General features: G+C 35.1%; 23 protein-coding genes and 1 pseudogene. 8 read left to right on the forward strand and 16 right to left on the reverse strand.

Annotation, left to right across the window (positions count from 1 at the left end; all coding sequences use genetic code 11):
* The first annotated feature begins 54 nt into the window (after window positions 1–54).
* Window positions 55–525: a DUF6702 family protein gene (locus QWZ06_RS25060; protein WP_228452174.1), complete on the forward strand. Its 471-nt coding sequence runs from the start codon at window positions 55–57 to the stop codon at window positions 523–525.
* Between the two features lie 61 nt (window positions 526–586).
* Here the strand turns inward: QWZ06_RS25060 and QWZ06_RS25065 are convergent, their stop codons facing one another.
* The 5 genes from QWZ06_RS25065 to QWZ06_RS25085 form a co-directional block, all read right to left on the reverse strand.
* Complete coding sequence (locus QWZ06_RS25065; RefSeq protein WP_290301858.1) at window positions 587–1129, reverse strand: phosphotransferase family protein; 543 nt, start codon at window positions 1127–1129, stop codon at window positions 587–589.
* Complete coding sequence (locus QWZ06_RS25070; RefSeq protein ID WP_290301860.1) at window positions 1090–1560, reverse strand: aminoglycoside phosphotransferase/kinase family protein; 471 nt, start codon at window positions 1558–1560, stop codon at window positions 1090–1092. Before QWZ06_RS25070 ends, QWZ06_RS25065 begins: the two co-directional genes overlap by 40 nt.
* Before the next feature lie 122 nt (window positions 1561–1682).
* Complete coding sequence (locus tag QWZ06_RS25075) at window positions 1683–3104, reverse strand: DUF5689 domain-containing protein (protein ID WP_290302381.1); 1422 nt, start codon at window positions 3102–3104, stop codon at window positions 1683–1685.
* Entirely contained in the window at window positions 3014–3889 is an 876-nt protein-coding gene (locus tag QWZ06_RS25080; RefSeq protein ID WP_290301861.1) for a DUF5689 domain-containing protein, read from the reverse strand. Before QWZ06_RS25080 ends, QWZ06_RS25075 begins: the two co-directional genes overlap by 91 nt.
* Before the next feature lie 10 nt (window positions 3890–3899).
* Window positions 3900–6635 carry a carboxypeptidase-like regulatory domain-containing protein gene (locus QWZ06_RS25085; RefSeq protein ID WP_290301862.1) on the reverse strand — a complete coding sequence of 912 codons (2736 nt, stop codon included), beginning with the start codon at window positions 6633–6635 and terminating at the stop codon, window positions 3900–3902.
* A 414-nt stretch (window positions 6636–7049) separates the two neighbouring features.
* Between QWZ06_RS25085 and QWZ06_RS25090 the strand changes: the two genes are divergently transcribed.
* The 3 genes from QWZ06_RS25090 (at window position 7050) to QWZ06_RS25100 (ending at window position 10528) form a co-directional block, all read left to right on the forward strand.
* Window positions 7050–8249, forward strand: coding sequence for an endonuclease/exonuclease/phosphatase family protein (locus QWZ06_RS25090; RefSeq protein WP_290301863.1), 1200 nt, complete (start codon window positions 7050–7052; stop codon window positions 8247–8249).
* A 49-nt stretch (window positions 8250–8298) separates the two neighbouring features.
* Window positions 8299–8721, forward strand: a complete 423-nt coding sequence (locus QWZ06_RS25095) for a DUF6146 family protein (protein WP_290301864.1) — start codon at window positions 8299–8301, stop codon at window positions 8719–8721.
* Between the two features lie 301 nt (window positions 8722–9022).
* Entirely contained in the window at window positions 9023–10528 is a 1506-nt protein-coding gene (locus QWZ06_RS25100; RefSeq protein ID WP_290301865.1) for a T9SS type A sorting domain-containing protein, read from the forward strand.
* 70 nt (window positions 10529–10598) lie between these two features.
* Here the strand turns inward: QWZ06_RS25100 and QWZ06_RS25105 are convergent, their stop codons facing one another.
* Entirely contained in the window at window positions 10599–11195 is a 597-nt protein-coding gene (locus QWZ06_RS25105) for a superoxide dismutase (RefSeq protein ID WP_129057865.1), read from the reverse strand.
* A gap of 205 nt (window positions 11196–11400) precedes the next feature.
* Window positions 11401–13233 (reverse strand): transcription termination factor Rho, encoded by a 1833-nt coding sequence (gene rho / locus QWZ06_RS25110; RefSeq protein ID WP_290301866.1) that lies wholly within the window; start codon window positions 13231–13233, stop codon window positions 11401–11403.
* 144 nt (window positions 13234–13377) lie between these two features.
* On the opposite strand from rho, the gene QWZ06_RS25115 reads away from it, so the two are divergent.
* From QWZ06_RS25115 to QWZ06_RS25130, 4 genes are all read left to right on the forward strand, one after another.
* Window positions 13378–13767, forward strand: coding sequence for a DUF4293 family protein (locus QWZ06_RS25115; protein WP_290301867.1), 390 nt, complete (start codon window positions 13378–13380; stop codon window positions 13765–13767).
* 179 nt (window positions 13768–13946) lie between these two features.
* Window positions 13947–14870: a M28 family peptidase gene (locus QWZ06_RS25120; protein ID WP_290301868.1), complete on the forward strand. Its 924-nt coding sequence runs from the start codon at window positions 13947–13949 to the stop codon at window positions 14868–14870.
* Window positions 14871–15275: 405 nt separating this feature from the next.
* On the forward strand, window positions 15276–17111 hold the full coding sequence (locus QWZ06_RS25125) for an ABC transporter ATP-binding protein (protein ID WP_290301869.1): 1836 nt from the start codon (window positions 15276–15278) through the stop codon (window positions 17109–17111).
* 22 nt (window positions 17112–17133) lie between these two features.
* The gene (locus QWZ06_RS25130) at window positions 17134–17481 is read left to right on the forward strand and encodes a DUF1801 domain-containing protein (protein ID WP_290301870.1); all 348 of its coding nucleotides are present in this window, start codon (window positions 17134–17136) and stop codon (window positions 17479–17481) included.
* Between the two features lie 320 nt (window positions 17482–17801).
* Here QWZ06_RS25130 and QWZ06_RS25135 read toward each other — a convergent pair whose 3' ends face one another.
* The 9 genes and pseudogenes from QWZ06_RS25135 to rsfS form a co-directional block, all read right to left on the reverse strand.
* On the reverse strand, window positions 17802–19340 hold the full coding sequence (locus QWZ06_RS25135) for a phage tail-like protein (protein ID WP_290301871.1): 1539 nt from the start codon (window positions 19338–19340) through the stop codon (window positions 17802–17804).
* 221 nt (window positions 19341–19561) lie between these two features.
* On the reverse strand, window positions 19562–19882 hold the full coding sequence (locus QWZ06_RS25140; protein ID WP_290301872.1) for a helix-turn-helix domain-containing protein: 321 nt from the start codon (window positions 19880–19882) through the stop codon (window positions 19562–19564).
* A 1-nt stretch (window position 19883) separates the two neighbouring features.
* Window positions 19884–20297 carry a transposase gene (locus QWZ06_RS25145; protein ID WP_290301873.1) on the reverse strand — a complete coding sequence of 138 codons (414 nt, stop codon included), beginning with the start codon at window positions 20295–20297 and terminating at the stop codon, window positions 19884–19886.
* Between the two features lie 100 nt (window positions 20298–20397).
* Window positions 20398–21354: a helix-turn-helix transcriptional regulator gene (locus QWZ06_RS25150; protein WP_290301874.1), complete on the reverse strand. Its 957-nt coding sequence runs from the start codon at window positions 21352–21354 to the stop codon at window positions 20398–20400.
* Window positions 21355–21760: 406 nt separating this feature from the next.
* Window positions 21761–22414: a phosphatidylserine decarboxylase family protein gene (locus QWZ06_RS25155; protein ID WP_290301875.1), complete on the reverse strand. Its 654-nt coding sequence runs from the start codon at window positions 22412–22414 to the stop codon at window positions 21761–21763.
* Between the two features lie 4 nt (window positions 22415–22418).
* Entirely contained in the window at window positions 22419–23291 is an 873-nt protein-coding gene (locus QWZ06_RS25160; protein ID WP_290301876.1) for a phosphatidate cytidylyltransferase, read from the reverse strand.
* Between the two features lie 24 nt (window positions 23292–23315).
* A complete protein-coding gene (locus QWZ06_RS25165; RefSeq protein WP_290301877.1) occupies window positions 23316–23897 on the reverse strand; it encodes an LUD domain-containing protein in 582 nt (193 codons plus the stop codon).
* Window positions 23898–24031: 134 nt separating this feature from the next.
* A pseudogene (ftsH, locus tag QWZ06_RS25170) lies at window positions 24032–26049 on the reverse strand (ATP-dependent zinc metalloprotease FtsH).
* A gap of 21 nt (window positions 26050–26070) precedes the next feature.
* A complete protein-coding gene (rsfS, locus tag QWZ06_RS25175; RefSeq protein ID WP_290301878.1) occupies window positions 26071–26436 on the reverse strand; it encodes a ribosome silencing factor in 366 nt (121 codons plus the stop codon).
* Window positions 26437–26473: the final 37 nt, after the last annotated feature.

Raw genomic sequence — 26473 nt, forward strand, 5'->3', positions numbered from 1 at the left:
CATATTATTTGTGAACTATAACTAGCAAGAATGATTGTAAATCTATTAATTAAGATGAAAAAACTTTTATATATATCAGGAATTTTAACATTTTTTGTGTTAATGAGTTTTATGTATGTAGACTTTTTCTCTTCAATGACCAAAGTGGATTATATTGATGGAAGCAAGACATTGAAGTTTACCACAAAAATGAATACAAGCCATATCTCTGATGCAATTAAGATCAATCCTAACACAGCAGGATTTGAAGCAGAAGTGAAAAAATATGTGAACAATAATTTTGATGTATTTGTCAATGGTGCTCCCAAAACAATTACCTTCACAGGAAGTCAGATCAGCGGAGAAACTGTATGGGTATATTTTGAGACCGGAGGGGTTTCAGATATTACGACCTTAAAGATTAAAAATACGATACTTTTAAGCGCTTTTCCTAAGCAAATTAACCTGGTTAGTATAGGGTATAAAGGAAGTCAGAAAATGATGAACTTTCAAAGAGGAAAAGAAGTGAACGAGGTTTCCTTTTAGACAAAACAAATTTTAATATAAAACCACCGCTTTTGCGGTGGTTTTTGTTTTTTTAAACAGCTTATTGGACACTGTTGATAAATGCTGCATTTTCTTCGCATACATCCTTCAATCCTTCTAACTGTTGATTATATTCATCAGATGATAATGTATCGAATTGCAACTGTTCTATTCCCTCCCAAAGATCCGTCATATGTCTACTTATCATATAATACCTAAGAAGTTCCATATTCATTTGATAGGACGGATGTATTTTTTGATAATATTTCAAGAACTCAGAAAAGTAAGACTCATTGTAAAGTCCAAAAAGATCTGCTTCAGCTGGAGCATACTTTATTCCTTCCCAATCTATCAGATAAATATTGCTTTCATTTGCAATGATATTCCAGTTGTGAATGTCTGTATGGCAAAATACGAATGAGAACTCAGATTTAGAAAGCGGCTCACCTTGGTGTTCCAATTCCTCAATTTGGTCAATCAAACTTACAAGATACGGTTCCACAATGTTCTGGATGTCCTGGTTCAGCAATCTAAATTGAGTTGTTAGAGAGAATCTAAATGTATTCAGCCAGGAATATTCAAATCTTTCAGTAATTGACTCCATGTACGGAGATTTGGTGGAACTATTGTATGTAATCGTCCTATGATTTCAGCAAGTTCTTTAATTTGCTCCTGAGTAAGATTTCGCTCCCCTACCGTATATCCTTCTATGTACTCCATTATAATATAGAGATAGTTTTCATCTTCTACCTTAATATGATCATCCTTTGTATTAACCAATTTTGAAATTTTTCCTTCTAGAAATGCATCCGAATTGAGCCAACCTATAAAAAATAAATAGACAGGTACCCTATCCAAAATAGAGGCAATAGAGCTTCTATTTTTATCATATACTTTTAAGAAAAACATTTTTCCGTCATCTGCATACACTTTATAAGCTAGTGCTGCCCAACCGGGTTCCATCGAAGTAATATCCGTTACTACTATAGGATAGTAATGATTGATAACCTCCTTCAGTTTTTCAATCTGTATCATATTATTTTTTATTAAATATCATGTGAACTGACAAGTACTAAAATACAAAGAATTGTAAATAATTACCCCACAAAAAAAGCCAGCTCTTTCGAGCTGGCTTTTACTATATATAGAAACAATAATTATTGCCCTTTAATTTTGAAGTCATCTACTTCCCATGTTGCAGCTGCTGCTGTTGTAGAAGTATATTTAAATGCAATTCTTACGTTTTTACCTAAGAAAGCACTTAGATCTACATTTCCAGAACTTACCCAATCTCCAAATGCATTGGCATTTGTATCAAGAGTTGCCGGAAGCTGAGTCCAGGTAGTAGTTGCTACATCATTTGTATAGTTATCTGTAGCGAATACCTGTAAAGCATTTCCTGCATATCTTACATCTGTAGTAAATGTTACGATCGCTTTAGATTTCCCTGCTAAATTTACAGCTTTAGAAATCAACCAGTCTTCGTTAGCAAAGTTATTCCCTGCACCTCCTGCATTACCATTCATCATTGCATAATAGTTGGTCCCATTTCCTTGGTTAGAAGTTCCCCAGAATTGGTTTGGTCCTACTTTATTAACTACTGTCCAGTCTGAACTGAATCCACCTGCTACAAAATCATCTTTATAAAGAACCGGAAGCGGTGTATAAATACTTCCATCACATCTAGGATTCGTTAATTGAAGATCCGGAAGCTTAGTAAACCATAATTGGTAAGTCCCATTAAATACACTTAAAATAGCATATACATCTCCTTTACCTCCTGCTACTTCAATTGCACTTGCTGGCTTCGTAGCGAAAATAGCACGTCCACTTGTTCTTAAAGTAATGGTCTTTCCTGAACAGTCTTCTAAAGTTCTGTTTGAAAGTGCTGAACCATCCGCATACGTTTTCCCTAAGTCTCCGTTAACGAATTCAAGATCTTTAATTTTGATCCATCTTCCCACATCTCCAGCAGTTAACTGAGAAATTGTTCTTTCAGAAGCTACTACTGCTCTTGCAGGCTCATTAGAGTCATATAAATATTTGTATACGTCTTCTTCCTTAATTCTATATCCAATCGCAGATGTTCCATCATTAGAACCTAGCTGTAATTCACCTGCTACATTTCTGATGTATAATCCTTTCAATTTAATATTAAGATCTTTTCCTACTTTAAATCTAGCGTCCTGGAATAAGTCTGTTTTATTGATATTTAATTTAATACCTCCTGTAGCATCTTCTACATATACATATTTGAATAAGTTTCCAGCTTCATCGTTTGCAGTAATCTGAGCTTTCAGATAGAAATCTCCTGTAATCTGTACCAAACCGTTTGGAGCTAATCCACCAGCAAGTTGCTTGATATCAGAAACTGTTTTAGCGGTAAGATTTGCATTGCTGAATCTACAAGGGTTTTCCTGAACTTTATCAAGACGCGGGAAATGGTGGTCAATACCATCTGCACTTTTCCCTTCCATATCAAGGTCATTTACTTTGTTGATATAGAATTGGTATGTTGTGTTAGCTCCTGACTGGAATTTACTGAAGATCCCTTTAAATGTTCCATTTCCTGCAGGAATATATTGATTTGCAAATGAAGAATATCCACTGTTCTTACTACTGCAGTCGTAACATAAGAGCTTGATGATTCAACCCATCCTTGTCCGATTACTTTATCTACAGTTTGTCCATTAGGAGCAAAATTTGAACATAGTGATTTACCATCAAATTCTACTTTATCCAACTGAACAAGACATCCGATTAGGTCTTCATTATTTTTAAGATCAGCTAAAGTGATTACTCTTGGAATAATTTCACCTCTTGTAGTACAAGATCTTGAAATTACTTTAGGCGCTAATTTCTCAGGAATTCTGGATACTCCATTGATTGCTGATTCTGCTCCTGTTTTTACCCCAAGCTGAACTACACCTCCGTAAGTACCCACTGCAAGGCCATTAAGCTTTACATATATTTTAGATCCTTGTGGAAATCTTGTATAAGAACTTACCATATCTACACTGATTGTAAAACCATGAGTAGGATTTTTTAATGCATCCTGGATATAGATTGTCTTATAGATATTTCCCGTTTCATCTGTAGAAGAAACATATCCCTCAATATACAAATCATCGCTTGTATCATTGGGTTTATCTTCAGGAAATACATAAGCAGCACCTGTAGGGTTATTTACAGTAAACTTCTTTTTCAGTTCGCTTAATGTTACATTCGCCTGAAAATCAGCGACACACTGATAGCCGTCAAGATTAGGCTCATCATATTTATCATCATGTACACATCCTACAGTGATCCATAGGGAAGCGGCTGTGATAAAAATATATTTTAAAATTGAATTATATTTTTTCATTGTAGTCTTATTAGAATCTTAAATAAACGTTAGTAAAGAAAGTTCTTCCTCTATCATACCAAAGTTTTGGTCCGAAATAAGGAATTGCTCTTTGGGATTCTGCAAGTGCATCTGTAAAGTTAGCTGCTCTCCCTTGTTCAAATCCTCCTGTCACATAATTTCTGTTATTTAAGATGTTATTCACAGAAATACTTACTCCAACTCTGTATTTTCCAAATTGGAAAGATTTACCAGCGTTAGCATTCAGCATAAATTGGTCATCAAATTTCTTCTGAGCAGTAAGCTGCTGAATAACTTCCGGTGTAGCTCCATCATAAATAAGACCTCCTGAATCTGGAATTGTATACAATGTAGCTGTTTTGTTAAGTGCTGAGAAATCCAGATACTGATCCATCAGATAGTTAGCAGAAGCTCCTACCCACCAGTATTTAGGTGAATTATACTTTAATCCTAAAGAGAATGCTTTCTGTGGTGTACCTGCTACTTTATAATCTTTAATATTAGCAGCGCCATAGCTTCTGAAACCATTAAGGTCATCAACTGAATATACTTGCGGAGTGTTTGTAAATTTGTATTCACCAACACTTGCTACCCCTACCGCGTTAATAGTAGGTGTAATTTTTACATCAAATCCTAATTCAGCACCAAGATATCTCTTATCAGCACCGCTCATAGCCTCATTGATCAATGTGTTATATGATCCTGTGTCTGTAGAAACAGCCGCATAATATCTTGCTAATTCAGTAGAATTACTGATTGTAGTGTAGTATCCTGATAATCTTAATTTCAAGATCTGACCTCTCATGATATAGCTAATATCATTCGAGTTGATAACTTGATTTTTAACACCTGGTGTTAGGAAATCGGAAACTCTAGGGTTGATATAGATTTCATTAAGGGTAGGGGCTAGACTGAAGAAAGCACCGTTATATACAATAAAGTTTTTACCGTTGATTTTATAGGTAATTTTACCTTTAATACCTGCATCTAAAGCATTGTATACTGCACTTTTCCCTTTAGAATTATTTGTAAACTGTGCAATTCCGCTTCTATAATCTCCATTTCTGTAAGATTCAGACTGTGAAGCAAATACAGAGGCCACTACATTCCATTTTTTGAAATCAATTTCAGTAGAAACGTTTAATGAATAGTGGTTTCTGGTTAATTGATAAGAATATTGAGTTCTATCTCCTACTCTTACCTGTGTATTCGCATCATCAAGGTTGTATCTTACATCATTGTTGAAAGGATTAAGGTTATTAGCATAGTTTGCTCCTAATAAATCATTAATTCTTCTAAAGTTATCTGACTTAAGATTCTGATAATTGAAATTAATATTCAACTTCCAGTTATCTTTCAACTTTGTATCAAAGTGTGATGACCAGTTGAAAGTTTTATCTTTATTAACATCATCGATCAATGTATAAGATGCTCCTCTAGGAGTTACCCCATCCATTTCAAACTTGTTAATACGGTTTGTGTTATATAAATAATTCCAATCGATCTGAGACTGTTGTCTGAATTCATCAGCAGTCAAAAGACCGTAGCTTGGTAATTTTCTGTAATACGTTGGGTTTGGATCAGCTGCATGGAACCAGTCTAATCTACTTCTTGCATCGCTACCAAACTGATAAGAAAACGTATTGATCCAGTTAGAGCTTTTCCCTACTTTCAAGTAATCTGTTAACATGAACACAGGCTCAAACACATTTCTGATTCTGGAGTTTCTTTTTTCTCCATCTTGCCATCCCCAGTAGGAGTTATAGTTTTTTCCCATAAGATCATAAACTTCCTGAGTGTTTGGAGCATTGGAAGACCTGTATGTAGGAGAACCGAAGGCCGTTAAGTTAAGAGAGTGTCTATCACTAAATTTCTTTTCAATAGAAGCAAAATAAGCATATGCATCCTGATACACCCCATCAATAATTGCTTTGTCTCCCCATCTTCTACTTGCAGAGAATGTGAATGCCCAACCATTTTTAGAAAGTCCTGAAGAATAAGTAGCAATTGCTCTGTGTAAGTAACTTCTATTAGTAAATGAATAGGCTAATGAAGTTTGTTTTCTATAGCTGGATGCTCTTGTATTATAATACACAGCCCCTCCTAAGTTACCAAAAGTATATTCTGAAGGAGTAATGTTGTCTACATTTTCATAAGGATATCTTGTTACATCATTAAGACCTCCCCAGTTATTAAAATCTACTTTCCCGTCATCATTTTTAGACATTGATACTCCATTAAAAAGTACATCCTCAAATCTGTTGTCTACTCCTCTTGGTCTGAACCAGTATGCACCCAATTCAAAAGCGGAAACATTTTGGAAAGCATCTCTTCCTGAGCTTAAAAGTCCTACAGTAGGTTGCATTGCTGAACCTCCATCCTCAGTATCATTTGCCGAGTCGTCAATAACTATTACTCCTGCATCTGATCCTAAGTTGTAATTAAGTGTAATAACACCTAAATCTTTTTTCTTCTCATCTGCAGTTACATCAAACTCTAAGATTTTAGACTCAAAATTTGGTTTTGTCACTGTAATAAGATAGTGGCCAGGTTTTAAATCCACAAACTGGAAGTATCCAATTTTATCCACAGATGTGTCGTCAATGGACTGTGCTAGATCTACTTCTGCTTTCTCTAAAGGCTTACCATCCTGATCTTTAACATATGCAAACACAGTAGTTTGCGCAAAATAAAAAGAGGCAGGCATTAAAGTAAACAAAGAGATTAGGGATAGTTTTTTAATCATAATAAACTTATTTTTAACTCCTTCTTTATTTAAGGGGCAACAAATTTAGGACTATTTTCATTAACTCAAACATTTTAAGTTATTTATTCTATTAATTTTTCTTAACCTCCATTAATTATCCTAAAAATATAGGCTAATTTTAATCAATCACAAAAAACAGTAATAGATATTAAGGAAAGTACTGAACAATCTTTATAGAATATTTTTAATCCCAAACAAACAGCTTATTTTTTAGCATTATACAAATAATAAATACCAAGTAACAATATCAAAATAATGAACGATAATGTATTTCCTTCAGACTTTCTATCTAAACGTTAACCATTTGTTAAATTAAACTCAGATTATTTTAATCTTTATTCTTATATAAAATTAGTAATTTTACCCCCTCAATTTTTTGAATATACTAAGAATATGAAAAAATATTTAATCATCGCCGCCCTATTTTGCTTTGGTTCTGCTTTATCACAACAGAGGCAGGTAAAGAGAGCAGCTGTCGCATTCCTGAACGTAGAAAACCTTTGGGACACAATCCCTTCCGCAGATTATATTGACGGAACATTACCCCGTTCTAATCCTAAATTTCACAGAAGTGTACCTGTAGATTCTCTTAAATATCTTGAAACAACAGAAGATTACAAAGGTGAATGGAGTGATGATCTTTTGATTGGGAAAAAAGTGATCAGAAAACAGTTTTTATCTGAAGACTTCACTGCCAACAGTCCAAAAAGATGGGGAACAAAGTACTACAACCAGAAGTTAGCCAATGAAGCGAAAGTAATTTCGGAACTTGGAAGACAATATACTAATGATAATCCTGCCATTGTCGGATTAATTGAGGTAGAAAACAGACAGGTGATTGAAGACCTTATCAAACAACCGGCTCTAGCAAGAAGCAACTATGGAATTGTACATTTCAATTCTTATGATTCAAGGGGAATTGATGTAGCTATCATTTACCAGAAAGGGAGATTCTCTGTTTTAGATTCTTATAAGAAAGAAATTAAGATCTATGATGAAAACGGAAAAAGAGAATACACGAGAGATATTGTGATTGCTATCGGATTATTAGATGGTGAAAAAGTAGGAATCTTCATGAACCACTGGCCATCCAGAAGAGGTGGTGAAGCAATTTCTCTTGCTAAAAGAAATACAGCTGCGACTGTATTGAAAGAGGAAATGGACAAAGTTACTGCTGAAAATCCTGGGATTAAACTATTCTCAATGGGTGACTATAATGACGACCCAGTAAGCCCAAGTTTGAAAAAACATTTGGCAGCTGTAGGTGATCCAAGTGAGTTATCTGATAAGACTCCTTATTACAACTTAATGTATAAATTATATAAGGCAGGTGTAGCTTCTCTTGCGTACAGAGATGCTCCCAACTTATTTGACCAGATCATTGTTTCCAGAAATCTTTATTCTCCGGAAAAAATCACTCCTACTTATACCATTTTTAAAGCTGAGATCTATGCTCCCGCTTACTTGGTAAATAAAGAAGGACAATGGAAAGGATATCCTTTACGTTCTTGGGATGGAGACCGATTCACAGGTGGATATAGTGACCACTTCCCTGCGGTATCCGTAGTTCAGAAAGAATATATTAAAAAATAATACAGAAAGGCACTCTTATTGGAGTGCTTTTTTTATATCCATATAAGTCATGAAAAATATTGTTTTAATATTCCTGATTGCCTTTATCCCCTTCAGCTGTCTTTCTCAGCAAAACAGCTCTAAAAAAGATAAAGAAAAGTCTGAAATGAAACCGTCTAAAAACGAAGACGGAGAATGGGATCTTACCGTAATAGATACTCAGTTTGACTATTTTCTCAATGCAGTAGCCAAACCCATCAGCCAGTATTCAGAGTCTTTTCTGAAAACCAAAAATATATTCTTAGTCAACGAATGGAATAGCTATTACAGTACCGGAAAATATAGAAACATTATAGAATCCGGGATAGATTATGACCCCAGAGAGAATTATGGGATAAAATTTGAGTATAAACTCTATCAGGTTTTCGCTTACGTAAATTGGAAATATGGATTAAGAATGAATGGCTTATCCGGAAGTGAAATCAGAAGATAATACACCATGAATAAAAGAACAAAAACACATAAAATAAATAAAAAACAAAAATAAATACTTAAAACATTAAATATTTAAAAAGATTTTTAACTTTTGATTCAGGTTTTAATATATTTGTTTAATCACTGATTTTTGATTTTTCAGTGAAGAACAACCATAAACAAAATTTAAAACCATGAAAAACTCTTTGCTCAAGGCATGCTTTCCAGCTATGCCTACATTCTCCCCCATTTCAAAAATCCTAATACTGGATAAAGCTGACATCAATTCATTAATTAATAACATTTAAAATTTATGAATTATGAAAAAAATAGGTAAGCTTATCTTGTTTTCAATTTTACTATCCTTCAATTCATTGTATTCGCAAATCTCCGGAAGTGATGTGATATTCTGTCTTGACAATAGTGGATCTATAAGTGACGTCGCTTTCAATCAAATGACGGTCTCTACCATGAGATTAACGGAACAAATTTTAAAATGCAATCGTGGCAATCGAGTTGCTGTAGTACATTATGGAACCGATTTTCCGGGAATGACTCCTTCTGTTCCAAGAATTTATATAGAATCCAATTTCACCAGCGACCTGGCAACCGCCCAAACTTTCTCCAGAAGACTAGGAAACGGGGATCATTTTCACGAAGCTGTAAACTTAATAGGATCAGCTCTGGATCATTATCCTAATTCTGATATTGTAAGTCCTCAAAAATCATTGGACAGATATAAAGAAAGGCCATTAATTATTGTTTTATTCACTGATGCAGAAAGAGCAAACGGAAGCTTCAGCAATGGGTCTTACTTAGTCAACTTCAACCCACCCAACGGACTCCATGAAGACAATGCATTTGCAGCCTTCACAAAGTTTAAAAAGGATAGAAATGCAAAATTTATCGTAGTCCACGCAAATAATTATGCGCCCTATATGGAAGCAGCAGCAAATATAGCCAGCCGCGGAGGCACATACTACGGAAATATTGAGCAATATAATGACGATCCGGATCACAATTTACTTCCTAGATTTTACCTGAATAAAACAAATTTTACGTTAACCAATACTGAAATCGCCAGCCTAAGCAATGATATCTGTAAAATAAATACGGCTTATGTTAATTTTGCGTACCAAACGCGCTCCTGTAAAGAACCAACAAGCTTCCCGCTTCAGGTACATGGAAATTATGCGATCCCTCAGGGTGCAAACATAATAGATTTTGAGATATCCCTTTTAGACATAGCAACGAGTTCAATTTACCCAACATCTGCTACGCTGAACTTCCCTAATCCAAACGAGTTTGAATTTACAATAAACCAGGCAGACCTTACCAATCCACCTACAGGACAATATAAATTCATTATTACACTCGTTTATTCTTATGCCGGAAATAATGATGGCCTTCATGCTGAAAACGATATCAATTCCATATATGATTTTATGTATTGTGATAATCTGCGTGCCGATACCAATACCGCTTCTTCTCCTGCAGCCAAATTTGCAAGACCACAGGATAAGGATTATCGCATTGATCTTAATGCAGATCCTAACAACTCAAAATCCATACTTAAAGAAAAAGTTCAGCCAAAGAACATTCAGATATCACCGAATCCTAATAATGGTGTGTTTGTGGTATTACTGGATAAAGTACGTTCAGGATCAGTACAAATCAATGATATCAATGGTAAGATTGTGTTTGAAAAATCATTTAGTAAAGAAGAAGAAATTGCTGTTGACATTCATTCATTACCTTCTAATACCTACATTGTAAAAGTAAATTCAGGTAACGAGGTATTCACACAGAAAATAATAAAAAGATAAATTTTAAAAATATCAAAACGAAAAAAGGTTCAGAAAATTCTGAACCTTTTATTTTTATAATAGTTGAAAATTATTTGTTGAATAATTCTTCTACCTTATCCCAGTTTACTACAGAGAAGAATGCAGAAACATAGTCAGGTCTTCTGTTTTGGTAGTTTAGGTAGTAAGCGTGCTCCCAAACGTCTAATCCTAAAACCGGAGTTCCTTTAACGTCTGCAACAGGCATTAATGGGTTATCCTGGTTTGGAGTAGAAGAAACAGAAACAGATCCGTCAGCATTTTTCACTAACCAAGCCCATCCTGAACCGAATCTTGTTTTAGCCGCATCAGAAAAATCATTTTTGAATTTTTCAAGACCACCGTAGTTTTCGATAGCAGCTTTTACATTTCCTACCGGCTCATTGCTTCCACCAGGAGTTAAGATTTCCCAGAATAAAGAGTGATTGAAGTGCCCTCCACCATTGTTTCTTACTGCTGGCTTATCAGTTCCTGTCTGGCAGATTTCTTCAATAGTTTTTCCTGCTAAGTCAGTTCCTTCAATTGCTTTATTTAAATTGTCAATATACGCTTGGTGGTGCTTCGTATAGTGGATTTCCATAGTTCTTGCATCGATCGTAGGCTCTAATGCATCGTATGCATATCCTAATTTTGGTAATTCAAATGACATAATCTTTATTTTTAATGTTATACTTCAAAATTAGCCAATATTTAAGGTATTATCAAAGATTGGGCATTACTTTAATAAATCTTTAACATTGATATATTGATTTAGAATGAATTAAATTCAAAATATTTTTTTTTAATACACAAATTATTAAAACTAAAAAGCACGAATCCTGAGAATCCGTGCTTTTTATATTAACAAATTAAATTTATTTATTCATAGACATCAGGAATTCTTCATTATTAAGAGTTCCTTTGATGTTTTTATTTACAAATTCCATTGCTTCTACAGGGTTCATCTCAGAAAGGTATTTTCTAAAGATCCACATTCTCTGAGAAGTTACTTCGTCAAGAAGAAGATCATCTCTACGAGTACTTGAAGAAATTAAGTCAATAGCAGGGTAAATTCTTCTGTTAGCAATTTTTCTGTCTAACTGAAGTTCCATATTACCTGTACCTTTGAATTCTTCAAAGATCACTTCATCCATTTTAGAACCTGTATCAATAAGAGCAGTAGCAATGATCGTTAAAGAACCACCACCTTCAATTTTTCTTGCTGCTCCGAAGAATCTTTTTGGTTTATGCAATGCATTAGCATCTACCCCACCGGAAAGAACTTTTCCTGATGCTGGTGTTACGGTATTGTATGCTCTTGCCAATCTTGTAATAGAGTCTAATAGGATCACTACATCATGCCCGCATTCAACCATTCTCTGAGCTTTTGCCAGAACAAGGTTGGCCACTTTCACATGTTTTTCAGCAGCTTCATCAAATGTAGAAGCAATTACTTCTGCATTTACGCTTCTTTCCATATCAGTAACCTCTTCCGGACGTTCGTCTATCAGAAGAACCATCATATAAACTTCCGGGTGGTTTGCTGCAATAGAATTAGCAATATCTTTAAGCAACATCGTCTTACCTGTTTTAGGCTGTGCTACGATCATTGCTCTTTGTCCTTTACCAATCGGTGCAAACAAATCAACAATTCTTGTAGAAATTGTAGATTCACTTCCTGCAAGATTGAATTTTTCTTCAGGGAAAAGTGGAGTCAGATATTCAAAAGCAACACGATCTTTGATAAATGCAAGATCACGTCCATTAACTTCTGTAGGTTTTAATAATGAAAAGTATTTTTCACCTTCTTTCGGCAATCTTACAATTCCTTTAACCGTATCTCCTGTTTTTAACCCATAATTTCGAATCTGTGCTGTAGAAACATACACATCATCAGGAGAAGAGATATAGCTAAAGTCTGATGAACGTAAAAATCCGTAGTTATCAGGTAATATCTCCAACACCCCTTCAATGCTTACCATTCCATCGAAACTGAATTCTTTTTTATGGTCGTGTTGCTCCTCTGCCTTTTCAGAATGTCTGTTTTGATTCTGATTTTGGTGTTGGTGTTGATTCTGATTCTGGTTTTGATTCTTATGTTGGTTTCCACTGTTCTGTGGATGGTTGTGTCCTTTTGGAGATCTGTTAGCCTGTTGTTGCTGTTGCTGAGGGTTGTGAGGCTTTTCTTCGGCCTGAGCAGGCTCTTGAGGTTCTGTGTTTTTAGGAGCTTCTGGTCTCTCCTGAGAAGTTTCTGTATTTCCTGGATTAGGAGAAACTCTTTTTCTTTTCTTTTTAGCTGTATTAGCTGCAGATACTTCTTCTGTTGTTGCAGCAACTGCTTCTTCAACTTTAGGCTCTTCTGCTTTTATTTCTTCAGTAACCGGCGTTTTCTCTTCTACTTTTTCTTCTACTACGGGTTCTGTTGGAGCTTTCGCATTGGCTCTTGGCTTTGCTGGAGCTTTTTTTGGGGCAGCTTTTTTTACCGGAGCCTTTACAGTTTTTTCTGCTGGAGCTTCTTCAGTATTTATGCTGGTTTCGGTGGCGTTGAAATAATCTTTTGCTACTTTAGGATTGGAAGCCTGAAAGTCAAGAATTGCAAAGATTTTGTCATTTTCATTGCTGGTTCTTGCAACTTTAACGCCCAAATCCTTTAAGATTTTAGTCAGTTCCGTTACGGATTTTGACCTTAACGTTTCTATGTTAAACATATTTAATGTAAAAATGTAATTAATTGTGAGTAAGAAAAGTAAGTCCGGTGACTTTGGTTTTCAAGTACATTGTATAATGCAAATCTACACTTATTTTTGAATTGTGCAAAATTTATATTATTTTTGCCAAGAATTTAATATTCAATGCTACAGAGAATACAAACCATATGGACCTTATTAGCAGTTTTAGCTGCTGCTTTCCTTTTTATAACAGGACAGGATGTTGTGATTTCCGACAGTATCCCTGTACTTAATATAGGATGTATAGTCCTTGTTATCATTGGATCATTAAGTATCTTCAGTTTCAAAAACAGAAAAAGACAAATTTTGCTGAATACCATCAGCATCATTATAAACGCTTTGTTGATTGGTGTATTGGTGTACTGGCTGCTAAGCTTATCCGGAGGAATTCAATTTCCTGAGAAGGGTATTGAGCCAATTTTCCCATTGATCGCGGTAATCTGTCTGCTTATAGCAAACGTATACATCCGCAGAGATGAGAGGCTCGTGAAATCTGTAGACAGACTTCGGTAACCTTACAACGATTTTTTGAGTGAGAACAGTTCCTAATTTTAGGAGCTGTTTTTTATTTGTATAGACTAAATATCATCTCTATTCCTCCCTATTCCTACACAGATCAATTAATTTCTGTAACTTCCTTGCAACATTTTGATCAAAAAGACGACAGATCCTATAACTTTTAATTAAAGACTATGAAAAAGCTAACGTATCTTACTGTATCATTATTCTCTGTATTTACTTTTGCACAGGAAGTTTCAAAAGAAAGAGTAAAAACTGTTATTTCTACACTGGCATCTGATGAGATGAAAGGCCGCGAGATTGGAACTCCAGAAAATGACAATGCCGCGAATTATATTGCTACTCTTTTCAAAGAAAATAATCTTGAATACTGTACAGGAAATTCTTATCTGATCCCCTTTGATTACAAGGGTAAAACAGCCTATAATGTTTGTGGTATAAAGAAAGGTAAATCGGATAAAAACCTTGGTTTTTCAGGACATTTTGATCACATCGGAGCCAACAATAAAAGCGGAGACAATATTTATAATGGTGCCGATGATGATGCCAGCGGAATTACAACATTAGTAGGAATCGCTGATTATTTCAAAAACAAAAAACCTGAATTTTCAATGGTTTTCATGGCCTTTAATGGAGAAGAAAAAGGGATGCTTGGATCACAGGCTATCTCTGAAGATAAAAACCTCGATAAAATATACAGCAATATGACTGCCCTATTCAATTTTGAAATGGTAGCAACAGAATCCCAATGGGGAAAGAATGCATTATATATGACGGGAGACGGTTTTTCAGATCTTGATGAATTATTCAATAAGCAGGCAGTGAACGGGTTAAAAATCAACGCTGATCCTTACGCAAAACAACAGCTTTTCTATCGTTCAGACAATGTTAGTTTTGTAAAAAAGAAAATTATTGCTCACTCATTTTCCACCGTTGATATGACCAAAGCAACTCACTATCATCAGGTAAACGACGATATGAATATTGTAGATGTTGATAATATGACTCAAATCATCAATAATTTTGGCAAAACACTAGATAAATTAAACCCTAAGAATTTTGCTCCAAAATATAACGAGCAGGTAAATTTTAATTAAAAGCTGTTTAAGCTATATACTTTAAAAAGTACCCTAAAGTTTTGTTGAAAATCAAAGATTTTCATCTTATATGAACTTAATTTTGCGGCATTTCCTTATACTTTCTAAAGTATACTCAAGTGTTTAAAAAAATAAAAACTTTTGTGACTTTTGTAATTAAGTTTAAACATACTTTAAAATTCATCATAAAGACCGTCATTTTAGGCGGTTTTTTTATTTTCAAGAAAATTAAATCTCTCCATAAATCCAATGTCTTCTGAAACATATTTCAAATTCTTATTCACTTTATTTCAAGGGGTTGTAACAAAACCTCTCTTTTTGAAACATATCAATTAAAGTAAAACAGGATTAAGAACGTCTTATCTTTTAAATTTACGTAATTTTGCTATCCAAATTTTTCATTGAATGAATGAGTATAAAAAAATTCTGAGGTTCGCGAGACCCCATCAAAAATATATCTACGGAAGTTTATTGTTCAATATTCTCTATTCCTTATTTCAAATTGCTTCACTAGGAACTATTTTACCGGTTTTAGGAATGCTTTTCGGGACAATTAAAGCCGAAAAGACTGTAGCTCCGACCTATACAGGAGAACTTCTTGATTTTTTCACGTATGCAAAAGATTATGCTAATTATTATATACAGTCATTAGTCGCTCAATATGGTTCTTTAAAAGTCCTGGCATGGCTTTGTATCATTACAGCCGTCATGTTCTTGCTAAGAAATATTTTCAGATATCTGGGAGCATATCTTTTGATTAATTATCGTGTAGGTGTTACCAAGGATCTTCGTGGTGCTATGTACAGAAAGATACTTTCTTTACCCGTTTCCTTCTTTACAGAAAGTAGAAAAGGTGATATGATGTCTCGTATGTCCAATGATGTGGGTGAAGTGGAAGGAAATATTCTAGGGAGTTTGGTTGAATTAATCAATGCCCCGTTTATGCTAATCAGTACTCTGATCTCATTGTTTATTGTAAGCCCGGAAATGACTCTTTTCTCTTTACTGGTACTCCCTGTAATGGGAACAATGATCGCCTTGATCGGTAAAAGTCTTAAAAAGGACTCTCATGAGGCGCAGCATGAAATGGGAACCATTTTCTCTATTGTAGATGAAACCTTGAAATCATCAAAGGTTATTAAAATCTTTAATGCAGAAAAGATCATGGATAACCGTTTCATGAAATCTATGAACAAATGGATCTCCAGCTCAATCAGCTTAGGAAGAAAGAAAGAGCTAGCATCGCCAATGAGTGAATTCTTAGGATCTATCACTTTCCTAATCATTGCATGGTATGGAGGAAAACAAATTATTGTTGAACAAAGTCTTTCCCCTGCAGGTTTCTTAGTATTCCTGGGAATGTTCTTCCAGATTCTACCGCCTGCAAAGAGTTTATCAACATCTATTTCGAATGTACAGAAAGGAGAAGCTTCTTTGAAAAGAGTATTGGAAATTCTGGACGCAGATGTAAAAATCGAAGAAATTGCAGAACCGGTTTCTATCTCAACACTTAATAAAAATATTGAATTCAAAAATATTGGATTCTACTATGATAAAGCCAACCTGATCCTTAAAAACTTTGATTTAACGATTCCTAAAGGAAAGACCGTAGCATTGGTAGGACAAAGTGGAAGTGGAAAAACAACCATTGCCAATCTTTTAGCCAGATTTTATGATGTTTCCGAAGGAGAAATCTTGATTGACGGTGTAGATATCAAACATTTAAAATTACAGGAATATCGCCAACTTTTAGGAATGGTAACTCAAGAATCTGTATTATTCAACGATTCAGTTTACAATAATATTTTGATGGGTAAGCCTAATGCGACCAGGGAAGAAGTGATTGCAGCCGCTAAAATCGCCAATGCAGATACATTTATTACGGGGCTTTCTGAAGGGTACGACACCAATATCGGAGATGATGGAAACAAACTTTCCGGAGGCCAGAAACAAAGGGTTTCTATTGCAAGAGCGGTATTGAAAAACCCACCGATCATGATTCTGGATGAAGCCACTTCAGCTCTGGATACTGAATCTGAAAGGTTTGTACAGGATGCGCTGGAAAAAATGATGGAAAACAGAACTTCATTAGTTATTGCCCACCGTCTATCAACGATTCAAAAGGCAGACTGGATTGTAGTAATGGAAAAGGGAACCATTGTAGAACAAGGAACCCACCATGACCTTATTGCTAGAAAAGGCATGTACAACAAGCTGGTTGAGCTTCAAAACTTTGACTAATTATTTTTAAATCAATATAAAAATGAATCCCATACAAGAGTATTTCTACAGAATCGAAGAGCCTGAAAGAAGTACTCTTCTTTTTTTAAGGGAAACAATCTTAGCTTCAGATCCTGAACACCTGACAGAAACATTAAGCTTTGGACTTCCCTTCATCAAATACAAAAAGAAAATGCTGTGCTATTTTTATTACAGCAAAAAATACAAGAAACACTACCTCAGTTTTTATCATGGTGATAAGCTGGATTATCCGGAACTGGCGCAAGATGGAAGAAAGAAGTTTAAGATCCTTTTAATTGATGTGGAAGAAGATTTACCCGTAGAGTTCATATTGAACCTGCTGGAAGAAATCAAAACTTATATAAAATAAAAACTCCGGTACAAATAATTGCACCGGAGTCTTCTTTAAAAAAACTTATCATTTTGTGTTTATTCCACTGAATTCTGCTCTTTTAATTGCCCAAGCAAGAGCGTTTGCATAGAATATCGAGTTATACACCTCCATTTCATAAGCAGCCGCCCCATTTCCATAACTGGGTTTAGCTATTGGCTTATAATTAGTATCTGCGTAGAACGGGCATATTATATCTGAGGTATTTGGGGAGGCCACGGATCCACACTGAGAGTTGAATCCCCCATCTCCTACCCAGATGAAGTTAAGTGTATTATGCTTAAATGCTGTTACCCTTCCTATAGTTCCTGACGGTGAAGCGGTAGAGATATTGGTATCGCCTGAATATACTGTAATTTCACTTGAAGGCAGTCCTGTTGCATAGGTTGTAGAAGAAGCATCTTCTCCCACTGTAGTCCTCGTATATCTCCAAAGGGACCGTTCAGTATTTCATCATTAGTCAGTGGCAGTTTATAGATCGCTCCTGCACTGTTTACACTTCCTGTATTGACTGATCCATCAAAAACATTTCTGAAAAGATTCTGCATTCCACCATTACTTTCAGAATAAGCAACGATTACCCCTCCTTTTGCCAGATAGTTCTTTAATACCTGTGCTTCTGCAGCATTCATTCCCCATGCATATCCTATTACAATAATATCTACAGGATTTGACCCGGTTGTCCAGCTTGTCAACTGTGTAGCGTTCGGGCTGTCTGTACCATCTATGATCTGATCCCAGCCCTCATATTTTACAATACTGTTGGCCAATGTTCCAAAATTAGCAGCAGCTTTAGTCACCATACCCGATGGAGAAGTTCCCGATACATTATAGCCACAACCATTGGGTGCTGCTCCGATCGTTAAAAGTTTTTTCTTTGGAACAACCACGATAACATTTACCGCACATGTTGTTGAAACCCCACCTTGACTGTCCGAAGTAATCGTTATCGTCTTTATAGTTGTGGAAGAAGGAGAACCTGTCCCCTGAAGCACAACATTCTGATTTCCTGTAGCTGTAAAAGTTCCTGAACCTTTGAAGGAAATTCCATCTACAGTATTGGTGGTAATCGTATAGCTTCCCAATGCTGAAACGTTTACCGGCAAAGTAATGGTATTGGAAGCAGTAAGAGCCGTTCCTACTTTATAAACTCCATTCACCGTTGCACTTCCACAGCTCATCGTATAAGATCCCGCAGGACTGAGAACAGTAATAGATACCGGAGGCGTGCAGGTTACATCAATACCATTGCCGTTAAGGGCTACTTCGTCAGTCTGGATATTCTGAGGGTTACCCTGACCTGAAATCTGTAGGGTTTGTATTCCTGTGTTCAGAAATACTCCTGTTCCATAGAAATTATATCCGTTTGAGGTGGTTCCGGAAATTGTATAATTTCCTACTTTCGTTACATTAACTTTCACATTTAAGTAATTAGAATTGGTAAGATCCTTACCTTTTACATAACTACCCATGGCCTGGGTGGCGGAACAATCTATAGTAAAGACTCCTTTTCCCATCTGTCCGCATACACTTTTCCATTCATCATCTGCAAAGCTCCAGTAGTTGAAACAGTCTTCTGTAGTATTGTAGATCGTTAAGCCATCATCATTGGTCTTATTGATTGTAATGGCATTCCGTTGTAGTTCAGTAAGCCGGGGAATAAGCATTCCTTTGTTATTATTTCCTGAAACAACGTCAAGAACAGAATTCAAATTGGGGGAAGCAGTATTAATTCCCACAGCCCCATTATTGGTTTGCGAATACAATCTTCCAAAGGCAGAAAGCAGCATAATAAGCAAAACATTCACCAAAGGCATTTTCAATTTTGTGTCCATCATTTATTAAGTTATAATTTTTTTAATGATTAAATTTTTTCTTAGTCATTTAACCAACACAAAATTATCATCCACAAATCATTACAAATCAAATTGCCTTACGCAATACTACTCACGCGTAGTAAAACTCATAATAGACATGAATAAAGCACCTTCATCTCTTCAATAATTCTTCAATAACTTCAGCCAAAAGCATCAACCTGCGATTTGAAACGAAATTCATTTCATATTTTAAAAATAGATTTCCATTTGGTAATTGTGTTTCTGCTTATCTTAAAATCATTACTTATCTGCATGTTGCTAAGCCTATTTTGTTTCTGATATCTAAGAATTTTTACAATAGATTCTTCATCATAGGAACGAAGTCTCTGATTACTGAACCCAATCATGTATTCCGGTTCTCCAAAAACCAGTTTATTAAATGTCAGGACATCCAGAGCTGAATTCAATGTATCAAGCTTGTTTCTTACTTCAATATCAATCCATCTTTCAGGAAATTTTTCCTGCAGTATATCTGAATAGATTTGTTTATAGTCCGGAGTCATATTATATTTTTTTCAGCCATTTATGAAGCGTTGTCTTAGGAATCTTATATCTGGTAATAACTTCATTGGAAGACATGGCTCCGGATCTTATCTTCTCCAGTATAAAGTTTTTCACTTCCTGTGTATAGATACTTTTTCTGAAAACCATCGTATCTTCTCGTTGTTTTATGGTGGTATCCGTTCTGGAATAAGGAGCATATAGTATTAGGTGGCCAGTATAAAATCTAAAAAAATCAAATTTTAAAAGCTTACACCACTTCAACAGGATATCTGTATCAATACTTTTATCACGAAACATGCCCTCAACCTCACTTTCTGTTTTACTTAAAAATTTCGTAATCCGTTCCATTGAAATCTGTTGTTCTGACACCTTAGACTGTATCAGTGTTCCAATATGAATGTTTTTAATATTCATTGTGTTATTTTAAAGTAAAAATATAAACAGTGAGCAAAAAAAATAACATCCACACCTACTCAAAACTACGTATAAGTAGTAAAACTTAGAATTATAAAGTTTAAATCTTGATAAGAAAGCTATTGATGTTTATTTCAGAGGAAATATTCAATTTTTTTCGAATCCTGTATTTTTTGCTTTCAACAGCACGAATACTATTATTGGTACATTGTGCTATCCTTTTAGTATCAAAATCAAGCTTCATCAATGCACAAAAAAATAGCTCCGAATGAATAAGGCTAGGACTTATCTTTAAAATTTCCGGGATGAAGTGTGGAAAGAAAATCTGAAATTTATCAAAAAAAACAGGAGAATTATTTTCTGCAAGATTTAAAATTTCCTGAATATTATCTTCAGAAAGGTTATTGATAAGCATTTGGTGCTTCATTAATTCTGCATTGGTCTTTACTAAGTCTTTGATGGTGGAATCCTTTATTTCTTTTTCGTGAATCAACCCCTTGATCAGCGCATCTTTTTGAGTAATAAAAACAATATCCATTACAAAAGAAGCAATAGAAAATAAGATATTCCAAAGTCGTAAAGTCCTGAAATCATTCTTTTTTAAAAATTTGCTTTTAGAAAGTAAATCAAAATCAAAATACAGACAGACAATAAAATTGATGCTGATAATAAAAGCAATAAAATAGATAGAAAACGAATCTGTTTTGTAATTGAGAAAAAAAGGGACTGCAAACAAAAGACAAAAATAAAAATATTCTACACCTGCGTTTTTATAAGTGTAGATATGAAAAAAACTAACAATAATCGTAAGTAAAACAAAGATAGAAATAATAGAGATTTTCAACATTTTTCCAAATCGTTCTGTTTTTCCTTTTATTGCCATCAGAAATAACCAGAAAAAGGTGATTACAGAAAGAAATATTGAAATAATCATATCCCCGAAAAAAGCAATGATAAAAATAGAGTAAAACAGGAATATGAAAAACAATAGAAACAGATATCGGTTAATAAGATTTCCGTAATCAGCTTCACTTTTCTCTACTTCATTATTAATCATCTTAAAAAAAAAATTATAAATCATTTTAGTGTTTATTATGTTCCAATAAAAGTTCAATCCTATTCAGCAAAATTCATTCTCTCCTTAGAGTTCTTTTCAGGTATAATAAAGCCTACAAAAGAATTGCTTATTATTTTTATTTGGTAAAGGAGGGTGATTTAAGTCGTTTTTATTAAGGTTCAAATTACTCAGAATTCAAGGTTGCAATTAATCGGATTTTAACCATTACAAGTATTATTATAACACAAAATTACCTATCTCAATAGGAAAAAGATCACTTCGGAATACTCAATACTACTCATGCGTATTTAAACTCGGCTCAAGGGAATAGGGATTGTTTTAAATAAAAAGAGAGAACCTGTATGGTTCTCTCTTGATTTTTTATAGTAAATAAAAATTGTAAATTTTAATGCTTTAGTTTAGCAATAACATCCAGACCTCCTTTGGTAATGTCTCCGATCTTACAGATTATCTCCGTATCCAAAGGCAGGAATACGTCCATTCTTGATCCGAATTTGATAAATCCAAACTCATGTCCAGCTTTGGCCTGATCGCCCTCATTACAGTAGAATACGATCCTTCTGGCTACATATCCTGCAATTTGTCTGAAAACCACCTTATGGTTGGTTAACGTTTCAATAGCTACCGTCGTTCTTTCGTTCTCTGTAGAAGACTTCTCATGCCAAGCGACAAGATATTTTCCCGGGTGGTATTTCTTATACACCACCTTTCCGGTAACCGGATATCTACAAATATGAACGTTCAAAGGAGACATGAAGATAGAAACCTGAATGGCTTTTCCTTTAATGAATTCATTTTCTTCCACTTCTTTGATCATTACTACTTTTCCGTCAACCGGAGCTATTACATTCTCTTTGTGATCAAGAATAGTACGGCTTGGAACTCTGAAAAACCAGAATATAAGACAGTAAATAACCAACAAAGGTGCGATGATCAACAAGGACCATATTTTAAGGAAATAGATTGCTAATGCACCCAATACCAGAAAAAGTATTGTTGCTACTGTAATTGTTCCTTTTGATTCTCTATGCAATTTCATGAGACTATATAAATTTTTCTAAAATAAAGTACAAATATACGACAGGAACGCAGATAATAAAACTATCTAGTCTATCTAATACACCTCCATGTCCAGGAATGATGTTTCCACTGTCCTTCACACCGAAATTTCTCTTCAGCTGGCTTTCTACTAAATCACCCAAAGGAGCAAATGCTGCTATTAAAAATCCTACAACCATCCAGTTTCCTCTCAACTCAGGTTGGTAATGTTCAATAAAGTAAGATAATACTAAGGTTAAAACAACACCTCCGGCATACCCTTCCCATGTTTTTTTAGGGGAAATTTTAGGAGCCATCTTATGTTTTCCGAAGAACTTTCCTACAAGATAAGCAAAGGTATCGCTGCTCCAGATCAAAATAAAAAGGAAAAGAACTTCCAGAGAAAAATTATCACTATAACTGGAGAACTTAGGTAATCCTAATGCAAAACTGAATGGCAGAGCCACATAAATGACCGTAAAAATCAGTTTACCACTATCAAAATATAGTTCGTTAGGAAATTTGAATAAAGTAACTACAGCTATTCCAATCAAAGCCAGGGCTAATATTTCGCTTAATCTGAAATCAAAGAAGAAATCGTGGTGAAAATACCGCTTGGAAAAAATATAGAATATGAAAATGACCAATGGATAGACTACCCATTTTTCATATCCTTTTCCGAATTTCATGATTTTAACACATTCCCAAGTTCCTACAAGCAGCAAAAAGCTTATTAGTCCATAATAAAGATACTGCTGCTGGATAAGACCAGGGAAAATACCGTTGATAAGTTGTGCTCCTAACGGAGTCGAACAAAGAATGATAATGGCTACATAAACAAGGCCTGAGATGGTTCTTTGAATGAGATTTTTGTCCAAGATTTAAAATTTAGAAGTGGGTGCTTAATCTTCAAGCAACAATAAAAACAGTTTTGTACTGGAATTGGAAGAACTGTCCATTTTAGACTGGCTTCCACTGATGGAAGTAAGGTTCTTGATATTTCCGTTTCTTTTTATTTTCCCCATAGCATCATTCAGGTTGTTTACAATCTGCGAAACATTGGCAATGATAATAATTTTATCCGGTAGCCTTGAAGAATGATAATGAAGAATATTATTATGGGAAAGCATTATTCTTCCGTCGTAAGCAATCAGGTATTCACAGGTGATGAATGTTGCATCATTTGACGGTTGCAATTCTGAGGTATAAGTAGTTTTCACAACATTTAAAAAGTTCTGAAGTTCCTTATCCCAGCAGAAAAGGTTGTTTATCCCCTCTATTTTGATAATTTGATTTAAAGTTTGTAGAGCCTCCGCTTCATCTGCACAATAATTAAAAAATCCCCCCGAATGCGTAAATAATTGCGCAAACTTATAGTCAAGATCCGCATTTTTCAGCGAATCCCCAAGCTTCTCCAGGCTCTGTTTTTCCTCTTCTTCAGGCTGGTTGGTAAGTTTGCTTACAATCCTCTTGAATAAATTCAACTTAATCTATTTTTAGTCAACTTTATACAAAAATAGAAAATAAATTACAATAGATTCCAAAATATCTCCTTAAATATGAAAAAACCTGACAATTTTAGAGTTGTCAGGTTTTATTTATCCTATTTAAAAGGCTTTTAAAGCTGTGTTGGGCTTTCAGGAGCCTGTATTTCGCTTTCGTCCTCTTTCTCTTTAATCTGAGGGATATCCAATACTTCCGGAGCTTTCTCAGGGATTGTATTGGTCACAGGTTTCTCTGTTAATTCAGGATCCCATGCTCTCTTTCCGAAAATCTCTTCAAGGTCTTCACGGAAGATCACTTCTTTTTCTAAAAGCTTGTTAGCAAGAGCATCTAATTTATCCTTATTTTCTGTAAGAATTTTTATCGCTCTGTCATATTGTTCACTTACAAATCTCTTGATTTCATCATCAATCACCTCTGCTGTTTTCTCAGAATATGGCTTAGAGAATGAATAATCAGACTGACCTGAACTATCATAATAAGAAACGTGCCCTACTTTTTCACTCAAACCATAGATGGTCACCATTGAATTAGCTTGTTTGTATGCTCTTTCAAGGTCATTCTGAGCGCCTGTAGAATAATCTCCTAATGCTACTTGTTCTGCTGCTCTTCCTCCTAAAAGTGAACACATCTCATCAAGTAATTGTTCAGTGGTTGTAATCTGTCTCTCTTCTGGTAAATACCATGCTGCTCCTAAAGAACGTCCTCTTGGTACAATTGTTACCTTCAACAATGGTGAGGCATGCTCAGTAAGCCAAGAAACGGTTGCGTGACCAGCTTCGTGGAATGCAATTCTTCTCTTCTCAGAAGGTTTGATCGCTTTATTCTTTTTCTCAAGACCGCCGATAATTCTATCTACCGCATCAAGGAAATCTTGTTTTACAACAAATTCGTGACTGTTTCTCGCTGCAATAAGAGCCGCTTCATTACATAAATTAGCGATATCTGCACCACTGAAACCAGGAGTTTGTTTTGCTAAGAAATCTCTATCTACACTATCATCAAGCTTGATTTTCTTTAAGTGAACATCAAGAATCTGTCTTCTTTCGTGCAATTCAGGAAGGTCTACATAGATTGAACGGTCAAAACGTCCTGCTCTCATCAAAGCTTTATCAAGGATATCCGCTCTGTTGGTTGCAGCCATTACAATAACGTTCGTATCAGTTCCGAAACCATCCATTTCAGTAAGAAGCTGGTTCAATGTATTCTCTCTTTCGTCATTCCCACCAGAGAAATTATTTTTCCTCTCGCACGTCCGATAGCATCAATCTCATCAATAAAGATGATCGCCGGAGATTTAGCTTTAGCCTGAGCAAAAAGATCTCTTACTCTTGACGCTCCTACTCCTACAAACATTTCCACAAAATCAGATCCTGAAAGTGAGAAGAACGGAACTTTAGCTTCTCCTGCAACAGCTTTAGCCAATAAGGTTTTACCTGTTCCCGGAGGCCCTACTAAAAGAACACCTTTAGGAATTTTACCTCCTAATTTCGTGTATTTTTCAGAGTTTTTCAAGAAATCTACAACTTCCTGAACTTCTTCTTTAGCTCCTTCTAATCCTGCAACATCTTTAAATGTTACCTGAATTCTTTCTTTTTCATCGAAAAGCTTAGCTTTAGATTTCCCGATAGAGAAAATCTGTCCACCAGGGCCTCCGCCACCACCCATCTTTCTGAAAAGAAGGAAGTAGAATAATCCCAGAATGGCGATCCAGATCAATGCAGAGATTAAAATATCTGCGAAAGGGCTTTTTCCGGTTCCATAATCTTTTGCTGTTTTAATAGCAGGATTTGTTGCCTTGATCTGTTCAAATTTCTGAAGGAAAAGTTGAAGATCTCCATATTTTACAGAATAATCTGCTTTAGGAGCCATATCTAAAGCTGAAAAAGGATTATTTTCCTTTCCGGTTTTGGAAACCATTGCTGATTTTGCTTCTTTGGTAAGGAAAACATCAGCTTTCTCTATGTCTTTGTATATAATTATATTCTGAACTTTCCCTGCCTGCATTTCTCTAAAGAAACCATCTTCATCAATAGTTTTTGCTGTATCTCCGCCAAGGAAATTGGAACCAAAGAAAAGCAAAAGAGCTATGATTGCAATAGGAAAGAACCAATTGAATCCTTTGTTATTCATTTAGACTTTTTAAAATTTTTATTATTCATTTTCAATTTTGGTAATGACTGCGTCACCCCAAAGTTCTTCGATATCGTAATATTCACGCGCTTCTTTTTGGAAAATGTGAACCACTACTGAAACATAATCTACCAATACCCACATTGAGTTTTCTGTACCCTCTACATGCCAAGGTCTGTCTTTCAGATCGTTTCTCACTTTTTTCTCAACACTTCCAGCCAATGCTGAAACTTGTGTATTCGAGTTTCCGCTACATATTACGAACGTTTCCGCTACTGAGTTTTCAATGTTTGAAAGATCGAAGATCATGATATCTTCTCCCTTCACATCTTGAATTGCTTCAACGATTTTATCTATTAGTGCTTGTTTTTCTGCTGTTTTATTCATTAAAAAAATACTATAATCTGCAAATTTATTGTTTTTT

The organism is Chryseobacterium tructae (genome assembly GCF_030409875.1).
Classification (GTDB): domain Bacteria; phylum Bacteroidota; class Bacteroidia; order Flavobacteriales; family Weeksellaceae; genus Chryseobacterium; species Chryseobacterium tructae.

Bases quoted from the DNA above. Each gene is read 5' to 3' on its own strand.
- QWZ06_RS25060 (WP_228452174.1), top strand. From the start codon at position 55: ATGAAAAAACTTTTATATATATCAGGAATTTTAACATTTTTTGTGTTA.
- QWZ06_RS25065 (WP_290301858.1), bottom strand. From the start codon at position 1,129: ATGGAGTCAATTACTGAAAGATTTGAATATTCCTGGCTGAATACATTT.
- QWZ06_RS25070 (WP_290301860.1), bottom strand. From the start codon at position 1,560: ATGATACAGATTGAAAAACTGAAGGAGGTTATCAATCATTACTATCCT.
- QWZ06_RS25080 (WP_290301861.1), bottom strand. From the start codon at position 3,889: ATGAAAAAATATAATTCAATTTTAAAATATATTTTTATCACAGCCGCT.
- QWZ06_RS25085 (WP_290301862.1), bottom strand. From the start codon at position 6,635: ATGATTAAAAAACTATCCCTAATCTCTTTGTTTACTTTAATGCCTGCC.
- QWZ06_RS25090 (WP_290301863.1), top strand. From the start codon at position 7,050: ATGAAAAAATATTTAATCATCGCCGCCCTATTTTGCTTTGGTTCTGCT.
- QWZ06_RS25095 (WP_290301864.1), top strand. From the start codon at position 8,299: ATGAAAAATATTGTTTTAATATTCCTGATTGCCTTTATCCCCTTCAGC.
- QWZ06_RS25100 (WP_290301865.1), top strand. From the start codon at position 9,023: ATGAAAAAAATAGGTAAGCTTATCTTGTTTTCAATTTTACTATCCTTC.
- QWZ06_RS25105 (WP_129057865.1), bottom strand. From the start codon at position 11,195: ATGTCATTTGAATTACCAAAATTAGGATATGCATACGATGCATTAGAG.
- rho (WP_290301866.1), bottom strand. From the start codon at position 13,233: ATGTTTAACATAGAAACGTTAAGGTCAAAATCCGTAACGGAACTGACT.
- QWZ06_RS25115 (WP_290301867.1), top strand. From the start codon at position 13,378: ATGCTACAGAGAATACAAACCATATGGACCTTATTAGCAGTTTTAGCT.
- QWZ06_RS25120 (WP_290301868.1), top strand. From the start codon at position 13,947: ATGAAAAAGCTAACGTATCTTACTGTATCATTATTCTCTGTATTTACT.
- QWZ06_RS25125 (WP_290301869.1), top strand. From the start codon at position 15,276: ATGAATGAGTATAAAAAAATTCTGAGGTTCGCGAGACCCCATCAAAAA.
- QWZ06_RS25130 (WP_290301870.1), top strand. From the start codon at position 17,134: ATGAATCCCATACAAGAGTATTTCTACAGAATCGAAGAGCCTGAAAGA.
- QWZ06_RS25135 (WP_290301871.1), bottom strand. From the start codon at position 19,340: ATGATGGACACAAAATTGAAAATGCCTTTGGTGAATGTTTTGCTTATT.
- QWZ06_RS25140 (WP_290301872.1), bottom strand. From the start codon at position 19,882: ATGACTCCGGACTATAAACAAATCTATTCAGATATACTGCAGGAAAAA.
- QWZ06_RS25145 (WP_290301873.1), bottom strand. From the start codon at position 20,297: ATGAATATTAAAAACATTCATATTGGAACACTGATACAGTCTAAGGTG.
- QWZ06_RS25150 (WP_290301874.1), bottom strand. From the start codon at position 21,354: ATGATTAATAATGAAGTAGAGAAAAGTGAAGCTGATTACGGAAATCTT.
- QWZ06_RS25155 (WP_290301875.1), bottom strand. From the start codon at position 22,414: ATGAAATTGCATAGAGAATCAAAAGGAACAATTACAGTAGCAACAATA.
- rsfS (WP_290301878.1), bottom strand. From the start codon at position 26,436: ATGAATAAAACAGCAGAAAAACAAGCACTAATAGATAAAATCGTTGAA.